23 protein-coding genes are annotated in these 12,806 nt (G+C 30.9%); all 23 read left to right on the top strand.

The window, feature by feature from the left end; all coding sequences use genetic code 11:
* Nucleotides 1-6: 6 nt before the first annotated feature.
* The 23 genes from fusA to AC5SL9_RS03520 are packed head-to-tail and all read left to right on the top strand — an operon-like array spanning nucleotide 7 to nucleotide 12,760.
* Complete coding sequence (fusA, locus tag AC5SL9_RS03630) at nucleotides 7-2,085, top strand: elongation factor G (protein ID WP_006996809.1); 2,079 nt, start codon at nucleotides 7-9, stop codon at nucleotides 2,083-2,085.
* Nucleotides 2,086-2,090: 5 nt separating this feature from the next.
* A complete protein-coding gene (gene rpsJ / locus AC5SL9_RS03625) occupies nucleotides 2,091-2,399 on the top strand; it encodes a 30S ribosomal protein S10 (protein ID WP_006996810.1) in 309 nt (102 codons plus the stop codon).
* A gap of 2 nt (nucleotides 2,400-2,401) precedes the next feature.
* Nucleotides 2,402-3,112 (top strand): 50S ribosomal protein L3, encoded by a 711-nt coding sequence (gene rplC, locus AC5SL9_RS03620; protein ID WP_011282157.1) that lies wholly within the window; start codon nucleotides 2,402-2,404, stop codon nucleotides 3,110-3,112.
* Nucleotides 3,112-3,735 carry a 50S ribosomal protein L4 gene (gene rplD / locus AC5SL9_RS03615; RefSeq protein ID WP_494573791.1) on the top strand — a complete coding sequence of 208 codons (624 nt, stop codon included), beginning with the start codon at nucleotides 3,112-3,114 and terminating at the stop codon, nucleotides 3,733-3,735. The genes rplC and rplD overlap by 1 nt, the downstream gene beginning before the upstream one ends.
* Nucleotide 3,736: 1 nt before the next feature.
* Entirely contained in the window at nucleotides 3,737-4,030 is a 294-nt protein-coding gene (gene rplW, locus AC5SL9_RS03610) for a 50S ribosomal protein L23 (protein ID WP_006996813.1), read from the top strand.
* Nucleotides 4,031-4,032: 2 nt separating this feature from the next.
* Entirely contained in the window at nucleotides 4,033-4,878 is an 846-nt protein-coding gene (rplB, locus tag AC5SL9_RS03605) for a 50S ribosomal protein L2 (protein ID WP_006996814.1), read from the top strand.
* Nucleotides 4,878-5,171 carry a 30S ribosomal protein S19 gene (gene rpsS / locus AC5SL9_RS03600; RefSeq protein ID WP_006996815.1) on the top strand — a complete coding sequence of 98 codons (294 nt, stop codon included), beginning with the start codon at nucleotides 4,878-4,880 and terminating at the stop codon, nucleotides 5,169-5,171. Before rplB ends, rpsS begins: the two co-directional genes overlap by 1 nt.
* A 2-nt stretch (nucleotides 5,172-5,173) precedes the next feature.
* Nucleotides 5,174-5,572 carry a 50S ribosomal protein L22 gene (gene rplV / locus AC5SL9_RS03595; RefSeq protein ID WP_006996816.1) on the top strand — a complete coding sequence of 133 codons (399 nt, stop codon included), beginning with the start codon at nucleotides 5,174-5,176 and terminating at the stop codon, nucleotides 5,570-5,572.
* Nucleotides 5,556-6,236 carry a 30S ribosomal protein S3 gene (gene rpsC / locus AC5SL9_RS03590; protein ID WP_011282155.1) on the top strand — a complete coding sequence of 227 codons (681 nt, stop codon included), beginning with the start codon at nucleotides 5,556-5,558 and terminating at the stop codon, nucleotides 6,234-6,236. The genes rplV and rpsC overlap by 17 nt, the downstream gene beginning before the upstream one ends.
* Before the next feature lie 2 nt (nucleotides 6,237-6,238).
* Nucleotides 6,239-6,649: a 50S ribosomal protein L16 gene (gene rplP, locus AC5SL9_RS03585; RefSeq protein ID WP_006996818.1), complete on the top strand. Its 411-nt coding sequence runs from the start codon at nucleotides 6,239-6,241 to the stop codon at nucleotides 6,647-6,649.
* A 1-nt stretch (nucleotide 6,650) separates the two neighbouring features.
* Nucleotides 6,651-6,842, top strand: coding sequence for a 50S ribosomal protein L29 (gene rpmC / locus AC5SL9_RS03580; protein WP_006996819.1), 192 nt, complete (start codon nucleotides 6,651-6,653; stop codon nucleotides 6,840-6,842).
* Nucleotides 6,835-7,071, top strand: a complete 237-nt coding sequence (gene rpsQ, locus AC5SL9_RS03575; protein WP_011282154.1) for a 30S ribosomal protein S17 — start codon at nucleotides 6,835-6,837, stop codon at nucleotides 7,069-7,071. Before rpmC ends, rpsQ begins: the two co-directional genes overlap by 8 nt.
* Nucleotides 7,068-7,436: a 50S ribosomal protein L14 gene (gene rplN / locus AC5SL9_RS03570; RefSeq protein WP_006996821.1), complete on the top strand. Its 369-nt coding sequence runs from the start codon at nucleotides 7,068-7,070 to the stop codon at nucleotides 7,434-7,436. Before rpsQ ends, rplN begins: the two co-directional genes overlap by 4 nt.
* Entirely contained in the window at nucleotides 7,437-7,685 is a 249-nt protein-coding gene (rplX, locus tag AC5SL9_RS03565; RefSeq protein WP_006996822.1) for a 50S ribosomal protein L24, read from the top strand.
* Nucleotides 7,685-8,248 carry a 50S ribosomal protein L5 gene (gene rplE, locus AC5SL9_RS03560; RefSeq protein WP_494573790.1) on the top strand — a complete coding sequence of 188 codons (564 nt, stop codon included), beginning with the start codon at nucleotides 7,685-7,687 and terminating at the stop codon, nucleotides 8,246-8,248. Before rplX ends, rplE begins: the two co-directional genes overlap by 1 nt.
* Nucleotides 8,241-8,546 (top strand): 30S ribosomal protein S14, encoded by a 306-nt coding sequence (rpsN, locus tag AC5SL9_RS03555; RefSeq protein WP_006996824.1) that lies wholly within the window; start codon nucleotides 8,241-8,243, stop codon nucleotides 8,544-8,546. The genes rplE and rpsN overlap by 8 nt, the downstream gene beginning before the upstream one ends.
* Before the next feature lie 10 nt (nucleotides 8,547-8,556).
* Nucleotides 8,557-8,952: a 30S ribosomal protein S8 gene (rpsH, locus tag AC5SL9_RS03550; RefSeq protein ID WP_006996825.1), complete on the top strand. Its 396-nt coding sequence runs from the start codon at nucleotides 8,557-8,559 to the stop codon at nucleotides 8,950-8,952.
* Entirely contained in the window at nucleotides 8,952-9,491 is a 540-nt protein-coding gene (gene rplF / locus AC5SL9_RS03545) for a 50S ribosomal protein L6 (RefSeq protein WP_006996826.1), read from the top strand. The genes rpsH and rplF overlap by 1 nt, the downstream gene beginning before the upstream one ends.
* Nucleotides 9,491-9,847 carry a 50S ribosomal protein L18 gene (rplR, locus tag AC5SL9_RS03540; RefSeq protein WP_006996827.1) on the top strand — a complete coding sequence of 119 codons (357 nt, stop codon included), beginning with the start codon at nucleotides 9,491-9,493 and terminating at the stop codon, nucleotides 9,845-9,847. Before rplF ends, rplR begins: the two co-directional genes overlap by 1 nt.
* Nucleotides 9,848-9,849: 2 nt before the next feature.
* Nucleotides 9,850-10,362 (top strand): 30S ribosomal protein S5, encoded by a 513-nt coding sequence (rpsE, locus tag AC5SL9_RS03535; RefSeq protein WP_006996828.1) that lies wholly within the window; start codon nucleotides 9,850-9,852, stop codon nucleotides 10,360-10,362.
* Nucleotides 10,362-10,823 (top strand): 50S ribosomal protein L15, encoded by a 462-nt coding sequence (gene rplO / locus AC5SL9_RS03530; RefSeq protein WP_006996829.1) that lies wholly within the window; start codon nucleotides 10,362-10,364, stop codon nucleotides 10,821-10,823. The genes rpsE and rplO overlap by 1 nt, the downstream gene beginning before the upstream one ends.
* A gap of 10 nt (nucleotides 10,824-10,833) precedes the next feature.
* Nucleotides 10,834-12,114 carry a preprotein translocase subunit SecY gene (gene secY, locus AC5SL9_RS03525; protein WP_011282152.1) on the top strand — a complete coding sequence of 427 codons (1,281 nt, stop codon included), beginning with the start codon at nucleotides 10,834-10,836 and terminating at the stop codon, nucleotides 12,112-12,114.
* Nucleotides 12,115-12,118: 4 nt separating this feature from the next.
* Nucleotides 12,119-12,760 (top strand): adenylate kinase, encoded by a 642-nt coding sequence (locus AC5SL9_RS03520; RefSeq protein WP_006996831.1) that lies wholly within the window; start codon nucleotides 12,119-12,121, stop codon nucleotides 12,758-12,760.
* Nucleotides 12,761-12,806: the final 46 nt, after the last annotated feature.

The raw sequence follows: 12,806 nt of genomic DNA, 5'->3' as shown, positions 1-12,806 counted from the left end.
TAAATTATGGCTAGAACACATACATTAAATAAATATAGAAATATTGGTATCATGGCTCATATTGATGCTGGTAAAACAACTACCACTGAGAGAATTTTATATTACACAGGAAAAAGTCACAAAATTGGTGAAGTACATGATGGTGCTGCAACAATGGATTGGATGGAACAAGAACAAGAAAGAGGTATTACGATTACATCAGCAGCAACAACTTGCTTCTGGAATGATCATAGAATTAATATCATCGACACGCCTGGACACGTTGACTTTACGATTGAAGTAGAAAGATCATTAAAAGTTTTAGATGGTGCTGTTTGTGTTTTTGATGGTGTTGCCGGTGTAGAACCTCAATCTGAAACAGTATGGAGACAGGCTGATAAATATAAAGTTCCTAGAATTTGTTTTGTAAACAAGTTAGATAGAACGGGTGCTGATTTTTATAGATGTGTTGAAATGATTAAGGATAGATTAGGCTGTAAACCTCTACCAATTCAAATCCCTATTGGTATTGAAGCAGATTTATCTGGCGTTGTTGACTTAGTTAAAATGAAAGCTCAAGTTTGGAAAAATGAAGCTTTAGGAGCTGAATGGGAATACAAAGAAATTCCTGATGATTTAAAAGAAATTTCACAAAAATACAGAACTGAATTAGTTGAAATGGCTGTAGAGCAAGATGAAAAACTAATGGAAGCTTACCTAAATGGGGAAGAAATCAAAGAAGAAGATTTGGTAAAATGCATAAGAAAAGGAACATTAAATTTTAGTTTTGTCCCAATAACTACAGGTTCAGCTTTTAAAAACAAAGGTGTTCAACCTTTACTTGACGCTGTAATTAACTACTTACCAAGCCCGATCGATATTGGGTCTATTAATGGAACTAAACCTGGTAGTGAAGATGTTGTTGAAATGAAATTTGATGATGGCACAGGGTTTTCTGCATTAGCATTTAAAGTTGCTAATGACCCATTTGTTGGTTCATTAACTTTTATTAGAATTTACTCGGGAACGATTAGAACTGGAACTGCTGTTTATAATACTTCAAAAGATAAAGAAGAAAGAGTTGGTAGAATGCTTTTAATGCATGCGAACTCAAGAGAGGATATCAAAGAAGCAAATACGGGTGACATTGTTGCTTTAGCTGGTTTAAAATATACGATAACAGGACATACTCTTTGTGATGAAGCTAATCCTGTTTTATTAGAACCAATGGAGTTCCCAGAACCTGTAATCGAAATTGCTGTTGAACCTAAAACAAAAGCTGACCAAGAAAAAATGGGTGAAGCATTAGGAAGATTGGCTAAAGAAGACCCATCATTCAGAGTAACGTCAGATGAAGAATCTGGTCAAACTATTATTAAAGGAATGGGTGAGTTACACCTTGATATTATTGTCGATAGAATGAAAAGAGAATTTAATGTAGAGGCAAATGTAGGTGCTCCTCAAGTTGCTTATAGAGAAACATTACAAAATGCCTCAGAATTTGAATATACTCATAAAAAACAAAGTGGTGGTGCTGGTCAGTTTGCAAAAGTTAAACTTTTGGTTGAGCCACAAGAGCCTGGTTCAGGTAGATCTGTCGAAAGCAAAATTAAAGGTGGTGCAATTCCTAAAGAATTTATTCCTGGTGTTGAAAAAGGAATTGAAACAATTTCAGATGGCGGAATTTTAGCAGGGTTTCCAATGATTGATTATAAAGTTACAATTTTAGATGGATTACATCATGATGTTGACTCAAGTGTTCTTGCATTTGAATTAGCAGGTAGAGCTTGCTTTAAAGAAGCTTGTACTAGAGGAACTTTGAAATTATTAGAACCAGTTATGAGAGTTGAAGTTGTTACACCTGAAGATTATATGGGTGATGTTATTGGTGACCTGAATAGTAGAAGAGGCCAAATCAGTACTCAAGAAAATAGAGGAAATGCAACAGTGATTACAGCTATGGTTCCTTTAGCTAATATGTTTGGTTATATAAATAGTTTAAGATCAATGTCTCAAGGTAGAGCTCAGTATTCAATGTTTTTTGATCATTACTCTAAAGTCCCACAAAATGTTCAGGATGAAGTAACTAAAAAGATTGCAGGCTAATTATTATGGAAAAACAAAATATAAGAATTAAATTAAGAGCATACGACAATAAGATTCTAGATGCATCTACAGAAGAAATTGTAAATACTGTAAAAAGAACAGGTGCCACGATAAAAGGACCAATACCTTTACCAACTAGAATTGAAAGATACACCGTTTTAAAAGGTCCTCACATTGATAAAAAAAGTAGAGAGCAATTTGAAACAAGAACACACAAAAGATTAATAGATATTATAGAGCCAACACCTCAAACTGTTGAAGCTTTAATGAAACTTGATTTAGCATCAGGTGTTGATGTGGAGATAAAAATTTAATTATGAGTGAAATTGCATTAATTGGAAAAAAAATTGGTATGACTAGAGAGTTCTATAAAACAGGACGTTTAGTTCCTGTGACTGTTATTAAAATGGAAAAGGCTAGAGTGATCCAAGTTATTGAAGAAGAAAAACGTGGATACAAAGCTGTGCAATTAGGGTTTGGTAAAATTAAAGCATCTAAACTTACAAAAGCAATGAAGGGCTTGTATGCAAAGAAAAATACAGAAGCTAAGAAAAAATTAAAAGAATTTAGAGTTAAAGATACAGAATTATATAAAGAAGGTAACGAATTTGGTCTTGAAATATTTAATGAAGTTAAGTTTGTTGATACAACTTCAAAAACTATTGGTAAAGGTTTTGCTGGTGCCATGAAGAGACACAATTTTGGTGGGTTAAGAGCTACTCACGGTGTTTCTGTATCACATAGATCTCACGGATCTACTGGACAAAGACAAGATCCTGGTAAAGTTTTTAAAGGTAAAAAAATGGCTGGTCATATGGGTGATAGAGTTAGAACTATGCAAAATTTAGAGATTATTAAGACAGATATTGAAAATGAATTGTTATATTTAAAAGGATCAATTCCTGGATCAAAAAATACTGAAATCTTAGTTAAAAAATCAGTAAAAGTTATAAACAAAATGACTATTAATGAAAAAATTGCTGCTGCTGAAGAAGCTAAAAAAACACCAGATAAAAAGAAAAAATAATGAAAATTGATAAATTAAACTTAGACGGTAAAAAAGATTCAATTGAAGTTTTAGATAAAATTTTCTCTGCTAAAATTAACAAAAGATTGGTTGATAACGTATTATATAAAACTAATGCTAATTACAAAGGTAGACACGCAAAAACTAAACAACAAAATGAGATTACTGGATCTACATCTAAAATTTATGCTCAAAAAGGTACTGGTGGAGCTAGACACGCAAGTAGAAAAGCACCTATTTTCGTTGGTGGTGGTGTTGCACATGGACCTAAAGGTGAACTGGCATACAAAAAAAGAAAATTAAATAAAAGTGAAAAAAAACTAAGTATTGCTTCACTAATTACTGAGAAGAATAAACTTAATAATTTGATAATTTTTAATGATTTTGGAAATGAGATTAAAAAAACTAAAGAAATGCATTCAATTATTAAAAAATTTGAAATTACAAATTCATTAATCATTTTAGATAAATCATCTAAAGAGAAAATTGAAAAGTCAGTTAGAAATATTCCAAATGTTAAAGTTACGGATATTAATCATTTCAGTGCATTTGATATTATAAAGTTTAAAAAAGTAGTTTTTACAGAAAGTTCAATTAAAGAACTAGAAAAGAGATATTCTTAAAATGGATAAAATACATTTATACGATAAAATTCTATCACCAATGGTTACTGAGAAAACTACTAACTTGTCAGAACAAAACAAAATTGTTTTTAAAGTACCAAGAGCTGCAAACAAAACTAATTTGAAGAAAAATATTGAAAAGATTTTTAAAGTTAATGTTACGAAGATAAATATTATCAATAAACAAAATCGAACTAAAGTAGCTAGGGGAAAAAAAGTTAATGTTCAAGGTTACAAAAAAGCAATAATAACACTTAAAAAGGGTCAAAGTATTGACCTAACATCTGGAATTTAAAAATGGCATTAAAAACATTCAAACCGTATACAAAATCAACAAGAGGAACAATCTTAGTTGATAGAGCTGGTCTTTGGAAAGGCAAACCATTTAAGGCTTTAGTTGAGCCAAAAAATTCAATGCGTGGAAGAAATAATAATGGACACATAACTTCTCGTAATATGTCAGGTGGTGGACACAAGAAAATGTATAGGTTGGTTGATTTCTATAGAAAGAAAATCGACATGCCAGGTACTGTCGAAAGAATTGAATATGATCCAAATAGATCTTGCTACATCATGTTAGTTAAGTTTGATGATGGACAACATTTTTACTATTTAGCTCCTCAAAAAATTAAAGTTGGCGATAAAGTTGAAAATGGATCGGAAAAAGAAATTAAAGTTGGAAATTGTATGCCACTTAGAGATATTCCTGTTGGTATCAATATCCATAATGTAGAGCTAAAACCTGGAGCTGGTGGAAAAATAGCTAGATCTGCAGGTACATCTGTTACTATCAGTGGGTTAGATGGAAATTACTCATTAATTAAAATGACCTCTGGAGAGGTTAGAAAAATTGATTCAAGATGCATGGCAACAATTGGTGTGCTTTCAAACCCAGATCAAAAAAACATTAAGATTGGTAAAGCTGGAAGATCAAGATGGCTTGGTAGAAGACCTCATACTAGAGGAGTTGTGATGAATCCTGTTGATCACCCACACGGAGGTGGTGAAGGTAAAACTGCAGGTGGTAGACATCCAGTATCTCCAACAGGTCAATCTGCAAAAGGATTAAAAACTAGAGACAATAAGAGTACAGATAAATTTATAGTTAGAAGAAGAAACAACAGGAAGGATTCTAAAAAATAATGGCTAGATCAGTATGGAAAGGACCTTTTGTTGAAGAGAGCTTGATTAAAAAAGTTGAAAAACAAAAATTAGATCCAAAAAAAATGCCTATTAAAACGTGGTCAAGAAAATCAACAATAATTCCTGAGTTTATAGGGGTTAGTTTTTTGATTTATAATGGAAAAAAATTCATTCCAGTTACTATATCTGAAGATATGGTGGGTCATAAATTAGGTGAATTTTCTCCAACTAGAACATTTTTTGGACATACACCAGCTGAAAAAAAAGGAAAACCAGCTGAGAAGAAAAAATAATTATGAATAAAAAAAAGAAAATTAACAGAACTAAAGTAGATACAGTTAGATCTGTAAATAATAATATTAGATCTAGTGTTAGAAAACTTAACCCAATACTTAAAGCAATTGTTGGAAAAAAAGTTGATGTAGCTATTAGAGAGCTTCAATTTTCTGCAAAAAGAATTACTAGAGAAATAAGAAAAACAGTTTCATCAGCTGTTGCTAACGCTGAAAATAACAATCAATACGACATAGATAAACTAATTGTTAAAGAAGCATACTGTGGGAAAAAAGTTGTTATGAAAAGATTCAGACCAAGAGCAAAAGGTAGAGCTGCACCAATTTTAAAACCTTATTCAACTATTACAATTATATTATCAGAAGCAAAACAAATGGAGAGTCATGGGTCAAAAAGTTAATCCTGTTGGTTTCAGACTAGGTGTAAACAGAGGTTGGGATTCTGTCTGGTATGCAAAAAAGAAAGATTTTGGAAATTATCTTATCGAAGATTTTAAGATCAGAGCATATATCAAGAAAAATGTTGTTAATTCTGGTGTATCTAAAGTTATGATAGAGAGAACCTCTAATAAATGTTTTGTTACTATTTACACATCAAGACCTGGATTTGTAATTGGAAAGAAAGGTAGCGATATTGATAAAATAAAAAACAATTTATCTAAATTTACTAACAATGAAGTAACACTTAATATTAAAGAAGTTAAAAAGCCGGAAACAAATGCTTATTTAGTTGCTGAAAATATAGCACAACAATTAGTTAAAAGAATATCATATAGAAGAGCCATGAAGAGAGCTATGCAATCATGTTTAAGACTTGGTGCAAAAGGCATTAAAGTTTCTATTAGTGGTAGACTAGGTGGAAATGAAATAGCTAGAACTGAATGGTTAAGAGAAGGAAGTATACCATCACATACTTTAAGAGCAGATATTGACTATGCAGAAGCTGAAGCATTAACAACATTTGGTATTATTGGAATAAAAATTTGGATTTATAAAGGTGAAGTATTCGCTAAAGAATTTAGCCAAGAAACTAACAAGATAGTTCCAAAAGAGGTTAAAGAATAATTATGTTACAGCCAGTTAGAACAAAATACAGAAAAGCTCATAAAGGAAGAATTCATGGAACAGCTACACGTGCTAGCAAGATTAACTATGGATCTTTTGCATTAAAAGCTATGGCGCCAGAGAGAATTATAGGAAAACAAATAGAAGCTGCTAGAGTTGCTTTAACAAGACACATGAAAAGACAGGGACGTGTTTGGACAAGAATCTTTCCAAATATACCCGTTTCAAAAAAACCTGTTGAAGTACGTATGGGTAAAGGTAAAGGAGCTCCTGAATATTGGGCTTGCAGAGTGAAGCCAGGTAGAATTTTATTTGAAATTGATGGTGTTTCAGAAACAATAGCAAAAGAAGCACTTTATAAGGCTTCAGCTAAACTACCTATAAAAACAAAATTTATTAAGAGATTTGCATAATATGAAAAAACAAGAAATTAAAAAATTATCTAAGGACGAAGTTATCAAAAATATTGATAAATTAAAAAAAGATTTATTTAACTTTAGATTTCAAAAAATTAATTCACAAGTTACAGATCCATCTAAAATTGGACAAACTAAAAAAACTATAGCTAGATTAAAAACTACACTAAAAGGAAAATTAAATGCCTAAAAAAATATTAACAGGAGTAGTAACAAGCGATAAACCAAACAAAACTATAACTGTATCTGTTGAAAGAAAATATTCGCACCCAGTATTAAAAAAAGTAGTTAAAGTTAGAAAAAAATATAACGCACACGATGAAAATAATAAATTTAAAACTGGAGACACAGTGTCAATTATTGAGTGTAAGCCTTTTTCTAAGAATAAAAAATTTCAAGTAATGGATGAATCTAAATGATACAAGTACAAACTGAATTATTAGTAGCTGATAACACTGGTGCAAAAAGAATAGAATGTATTAAAGTTTTAGGTGGCTCTAAACGTAGATACGCAAGTATTGGTGATACTATCGTTATCGCAGTTAAAGAGGCATTACCTAAAGGAAAAGTTAAAAAAGGTTCTGTTCATAAAGCTGTTGTAGTTAGAGTTAAAAAGGGAATTCATAGGGAAGATGGATCTAAAGTTAGATTTGATAATAATGCAGCTGTTTTAGTTGATGATAAAGGTGAACCAGTGGGGACTAGGATTTTTGGTCCAGTAACAAGAGAATTAAGAAGTAGAGGTCAAATGAAAATAATTTCATTGGCTCCAGAGGTTTTATAAATGATTAAAAAAGGATTAAAAGTTAGAGTTTTAACAGGAAGAGATAAAAAAAAAGAGGGTGAGGTTATTGAAATCGATAGACCTAATAACAGAGCAAAAGTTCAAGGAATTAACATTGTGAAAAAACATGTTAAAACTACAAAAGAAAAAAAAGGTGGAATAGTCTCTAAAGAGAGCTTCATCCACATTTCAAACCTTAAACTTATTGACGAAAAAGCTAAAACAAAAAAAACTGAGGCTAAGAAATAATGATACCTAGATTAAAAGAACTTTATTACAAAGAAATCCAACCACAGCTTAAAGAAACCCTTGGATATAAAAATACCTATATGGGGCCAAAAGTTGAAAAAGTTGTTATTAACATGGGTCTTGGTCTTGATGGTGCTGATGCAAAAATTATGAAATCTACTGAAGAAGATTTAGGGAAAATTACAGGTCAAAAACCAACTGTGACTAAATTTAAAAAATCAGTAGCAAACTTTAAAACGAGAAAAGGTACAAACGCTGGTTTAAAAGTTACTTTAAGAGGCAACAAAATGTATGAATTTTTAGATAGACTTGTAAATATTGCTTTACCAAGAATTAAAGACTTTAGAGGCTTATCTCCCAAAGGATTTGATAAGTTTGGTAATTATACGTTTGGCATTAAAGAACATATAATTTTTCCAGAAGTTAATTTTGATAGAATTGATAAGATTAGAGGTCTTGATATTGTAGTTGTGATCTCTGCTTTAAATAAAGATCATAGTTTTGCTCTTTTAGAAAAACTAAATTTTCCATTTATTAAAAAGGAGACAATTAAGAATGGCTAAAGTAAGCGCAGTAAATAAAAACAATAAAAGAATTAAACTTTCAGATAGGCTTTTCAAAAAAAGACAAGCATTAAAGAAAATTGTAATGGATAAAAAAATATCATTAGAAGAAAGATTTAAAGCACAGCAAAAGCTTTCAAATTTACCTCGTAATTCTGCAAAAAACAGAGTTATGAATAGATGCCAAATTACTGGAAGACCACACGGTGTATACAGAAAATTAAAAATATCAAGAATAGCCTTAAGAGACTTGGGACTGCATGGATTAATTCCTGGCATGACTAAGTCGAGTTGGTAGAAAGGATAATATGAGTTTAAGTGACCCAATAGGGGATATGATCGCAAGAATAAAAAATGCACAAGTGAGAAATCACAAGAAAGTAGCATTACCTTCTTCTAACTTTAAAGTTAAGATTGCAGATATTCTTAAAAGTGAAGGATTTATAAAAGACTATAAAATTGAAACTGAAAATAATAAACCCACATTGTCAGTTGACTTAAAATATTATTCTGGAAATCCAGTAATTAGTACTTTTGAGAGAGTATCTAAGCCTGGTAGAAGAATATTTTCAAGTGCTGATAGTTTGCCAAAAATTAATGGCGGACTAGGAATAGCTATTGTATCAACACCAAAAGGTGTAATGACTGATATTGAAGCTAGAAAACAAAAAGTTGGTGGCGAAATAATTTGTAAGGTATTTTAATGTCTAAAATTGGTAAAATAAGTATTTCAATCCCTGAAAAAGTTAAAGCAGTACTTTCTGGTAGTGTTCTTAACATTGAGGGACCATTAGGTAAAAAATCACTTAATATTGATCTTGAAATGTTTAATCTTGACGTTACCGAAGGAAAAGAAATATCTATCAGCCCTAAAGTAAAGGATCAAAACTCAAAAAGATTATGGGGCATGAATAGAAGCTTAATCAATAATGCTGTTATTGGGTCAAGTACTGGCTATGAAAAAATTCTTGAGCTTGTTGGAGTGGGTTACAGAGCTGCATTAAAAGATAAACAGTTAAATTTGCAATTAGGTTATAGCCACGATATTAATTTTGATATTCCTGAAGGAATTAAAATTGTTGTTGAAAAACAGACGGTAGTTAAAGTTAGTGGATCTGATAAACAGCAAGTAGGTATGGTTGTTTCAAAAATCAAAGCTTTTAGAAAACCAGAGCCATATAAAGGCAAAGGTATTAGAGAGCAAGGTCAATACATTCTAAGAAAAGAAGGGAAGAAGAAATAATGAAATTAAATACCATCCAAAGAAAGAAATTTAGAGTTACTGGTAAATTAAAAAAAGTTGCATCATCTGATAGATTAAGACTTAGCATATCAAGATCTGCAAAAAATATTTCAGCTCAAATTATTGATGATGTTAAAAACATTACTTTAGTGTCATGTTCTTCTGTTGAAAAAGACATTCGTTCTATGGACAAAGTAAATAAAACAGAAATTTCTAAAATAGTAGCAGAGAAACTTGCAAAGAAAGCCCAAGAAAAGAAAATATCAAAAATATTTTTTGATAGAGGTATATACAAATACCACGGCAGAGTTAAAGTTTTTGCTGAAACACTACGTAAAAATGGAATGGAATTTTAATTATGGATTTTAAAGACAAAAAAGACGACGGTATTTTAGAAAAATTAGTTCACATCAACAGAATTACAAAAGTAGTAAAAGGTGGTCGTAGATTTGGTTTTTCAGCTTTAGTAGTAGTTGGTAATCAAGCAGGTAAAATTGGAGTAGCACATGCTAAAGCCAAACAGGTGCCTGATGCAATTAAAAAAGCCAATGAAACAGCAAGAAGAGTTTTAATCCATGTGCCGCTAAGAGAAGGCAGAACTATTCATCATGATGTTTATGGTAAAGATGGTGCTGGTAAAATTATTTTAAGATCTGCTCCTAAGGGAACAGGTATTATTGCAGGAGGTCCTGTAAGAGCAGTTTGTGAAGTTTTAGGAATTAAAGATATAGTTGCTAAATCAATGGGTACATCAAACCCTCACAATATGATAAGAGCGACGATGAAAGCTCTTTCAAAACAAAATTCACCAAAGCATATTGCAACAATTAGAAATAAAAAAATTTCTGATGTAATCGAAAAAAGAGGATAATGACTACATTAAATACTACAGGAAAAGTTTTATACAAAAAAAAGATGAGAGTCGGTAGAGGTATCGGTTCTGGAAAAGGAAAAACATCTGGCAGAGGTGTTAAAGGTCAAAAATCTAGATCTGGTGTTGCTATTAAAGCTTTTGAAGGTGGTCAAATGCCTTTATATAGAAGATTACCTAAAAGAGGCTTTAATGCAATTAAGAGATACCAAGCTGTTATTGCAATAATGAACTTGGAAAAAATTCAAACTTTTATAACTGAAAAAACAATTAATTCTGGTGATGTTATTAATATGGCATTACTTAAAAAACTTAAATTGATCAATAAAAATTCACAAAAATTAAAGATACTAGGTACAGGTGAAATTAAAGATAAAGTTAATATCGAAGCTGACTTAATCTCTAAATCTGCTGTAGAAAAATTAGAGAAAGCTGGCGGAACAATACAATTAAAAAAATAATTAAGATATTATGAGCTCTTCTTCTCAAACTAATGATCTTAAAAATCGTATAATCTTTACAATATTTATCTTAGCAGTTTATAGATTTGGTACTTTTGTGCCAATTCCAGGCATTGACCCTGAGCAATTACAAACAATGATGAGTGGTAATCAAAAAGGATTACTTGGAATGTTCAATGTTTTTTCAGGCGGGGCTGTAAGTAGAATGGCTATATTCGCACTTGGAATTATGCCTTATATTTCATCTTCAATCATAGTTCAGTTATTAACTGGCGTATCTGATTATTTTAAAAATTTAAAGGCACAAGGTGAAACTGGAAGAGCAAAAATAACTCAAATCACAAGATATGGAACTGTAATTCTTGCTACTATTCAGGGTTACGGATTATCTATAGGTTTACAATCTTCTGCTGACTTAGTTATTAATCCAGGCTTATTTTTTACTATAACAGCGGTATCAACCATTGTTGCTGGTACAATGTTTTTAATGTGGCTTGGTGAACAAATAACACAAAGAGGTATCGGTAATGGTATTTCGTTGATTATTTTTGCTGGTATTGTTGCTGAAATTCCACGTGCTTTAGTTACTACATTCGAGTTGGGTAGAACGGGCGCTGTATCTACAATTATGATTATTGGAATTTTTGTATTATTAGTCGCAACAATTATGTTCATTGTTTTCATGGAAAGAGCATTAAGAAAAATTTTAATAAATTACCCTAAAAGACAAATGGGAAATAAAATGTACGGTGGTGAATCTTCTCATTTACCTTTAAAGATTAACCAAGCCGGTGTTATTCCAGCAATCTTTGCTTCAGCTTTATTATTATTGCCTGTTACCTTTTCTAATTTTAGTTTTTCAGACAATGATACATTCTTAAATTTAAGTTCATACTTTACACAAGGACAACCCCTTTACATGTTGCTTTATGCTTCTGGAATAATATTTTTTACTTTTTTCTACACATCCATAACATTTAATCCAACTGAGACTGCTGATAATTTAAGAAAATATGGTGGTTTTGTACCTGGAATTAGACCAGGTGAAAATACAGCTTTGTATATTGAAAAAATTTTGACAAAACTTACGACAATTGGGGCATTGTATTTAACAATAGTTTGTTTAATGCCAGAATTTCTAATTGCTAATTATCCAATACCCTTTTATTTAGGTGGAACTTCAATCTTGATTGTTGTTGTAGTTGCAATTGATACCGTTACACAAATCCAAACTAGATTAATGAGCTCTCAATATGAGCAATTAATTAAAAAAACAAAATTCGGAAAATAATTAAGTGAATATAATTCTTTTTGGTCCTCCAGGAGCGGGTAAGGGGACTCAAGCTCAATCTATTGTTAAAAAACATAATTACTTCCAATTATCAACAGGAAATCTATTAAGAGATGAAGTTAAATCTAAAACTGATCTTGGAGTGGATATAGAAAAGCTAATATCTAATGGCAAATTTGTTTCAGATGAGATCGTAAATACTTTATTAAGACAATCTTTAACTAATTTAAAATATAGAGATAGAATTATTTTTGATGGCTATCCAAGAAATGTTGAACAAGCTATTAATTTAGAAGTTTTATTAAATGAGTTTAACCAAACAATAGGGCATACTATATTTTTAAATGTATCAAGAGACATTATTGAAAAACGTATTATGGGCAGAATGACCTGTGAAAAATGTAATATGACGTTAAATGAATATTTTAATAAGGAGCAAATAGAGCTTCATCCTTGTGGTGTTGAACACTTAAAGAAAAGAAAAGATGACAATCTTGAAATTGTTATTTCTAGATATGACACTTATATGTCTTCAACAAAACCAGTGTTAGAATTCTATTCAAAAAATTCAAATTTCACTGAAATTGATGGAGCAGGTGAAATTGATCAAATAACCAATAAAATTAATGAAATTCTTAAGGTTTAAGACGTTGACTTTGGAACATCTTCTTATATAAAAGGCTAAATTTATT

The organism is Candidatus Pelagibacter sp. PS_37 (assembly GCF_059417825.1).
The sequence above is the reverse complement of the archived record's forward strand: the minus strand, read 5'-3'. Positions and strand labels throughout refer to the sequence as shown.

Coding starts and splice junctions, on each gene's coding strand:
- fusA (WP_006996809.1), top strand. CDS start 7: ATGGCTAGAACACATACATTAAATAAATATAGAAATATTGGTATCATG.
- rpsJ (WP_006996810.1), top strand. CDS start 2,091: ATGGAAAAACAAAATATAAGAATTAAATTAAGAGCATACGACAATAAG.
- rplC (WP_011282157.1), top strand. CDS start 2,402: ATGAGTGAAATTGCATTAATTGGAAAAAAAATTGGTATGACTAGAGAG.
- rplD (WP_494573791.1), top strand. CDS start 3,112: ATGAAAATTGATAAATTAAACTTAGACGGTAAAAAAGATTCAATTGAA.
- rplW (WP_006996813.1), top strand. CDS start 3,737: ATGGATAAAATACATTTATACGATAAAATTCTATCACCAATGGTTACT.
- rplB (WP_006996814.1), top strand. CDS start 4,033: ATGGCATTAAAAACATTCAAACCGTATACAAAATCAACAAGAGGAACA.
- rpsS (WP_006996815.1), top strand. CDS start 4,878: ATGGCTAGATCAGTATGGAAAGGACCTTTTGTTGAAGAGAGCTTGATT.
- rplV (WP_006996816.1), top strand. CDS start 5,174: ATGAATAAAAAAAAGAAAATTAACAGAACTAAAGTAGATACAGTTAGA.
- rpsC (WP_011282155.1), top strand. CDS start 5,556: ATGGGTCAAAAAGTTAATCCTGTTGGTTTCAGACTAGGTGTAAACAGA.
- rplP (WP_006996818.1), top strand. CDS start 6,239: ATGTTACAGCCAGTTAGAACAAAATACAGAAAAGCTCATAAAGGAAGA.
- rpmC (WP_006996819.1), top strand. CDS start 6,651: ATGAAAAAACAAGAAATTAAAAAATTATCTAAGGACGAAGTTATCAAA.
- rpsQ (WP_011282154.1), top strand. CDS start 6,835: ATGCCTAAAAAAATATTAACAGGAGTAGTAACAAGCGATAAACCAAAC.
- rplN (WP_006996821.1), top strand. CDS start 7,068: ATGATACAAGTACAAACTGAATTATTAGTAGCTGATAACACTGGTGCA.
- rplX (WP_006996822.1), top strand. CDS start 7,437: ATGATTAAAAAAGGATTAAAAGTTAGAGTTTTAACAGGAAGAGATAAA.
- rplE (WP_494573790.1), top strand. CDS start 7,685: ATGATACCTAGATTAAAAGAACTTTATTACAAAGAAATCCAACCACAG.
- rpsN (WP_006996824.1), top strand. CDS start 8,241: ATGGCTAAAGTAAGCGCAGTAAATAAAAACAATAAAAGAATTAAACTT.
- rpsH (WP_006996825.1), top strand. CDS start 8,557: ATGAGTTTAAGTGACCCAATAGGGGATATGATCGCAAGAATAAAAAAT.
- rplF (WP_006996826.1), top strand. CDS start 8,952: ATGTCTAAAATTGGTAAAATAAGTATTTCAATCCCTGAAAAAGTTAAA.
- rplR (WP_006996827.1), top strand. CDS start 9,491: ATGAAATTAAATACCATCCAAAGAAAGAAATTTAGAGTTACTGGTAAA.
- rpsE (WP_006996828.1), top strand. CDS start 9,850: ATGGATTTTAAAGACAAAAAAGACGACGGTATTTTAGAAAAATTAGTT.
- rplO (WP_006996829.1), top strand. CDS start 10,362: ATGACTACATTAAATACTACAGGAAAAGTTTTATACAAAAAAAAGATG.
- secY (WP_011282152.1), top strand. CDS start 10,834: ATGAGCTCTTCTTCTCAAACTAATGATCTTAAAAATCGTATAATCTTT.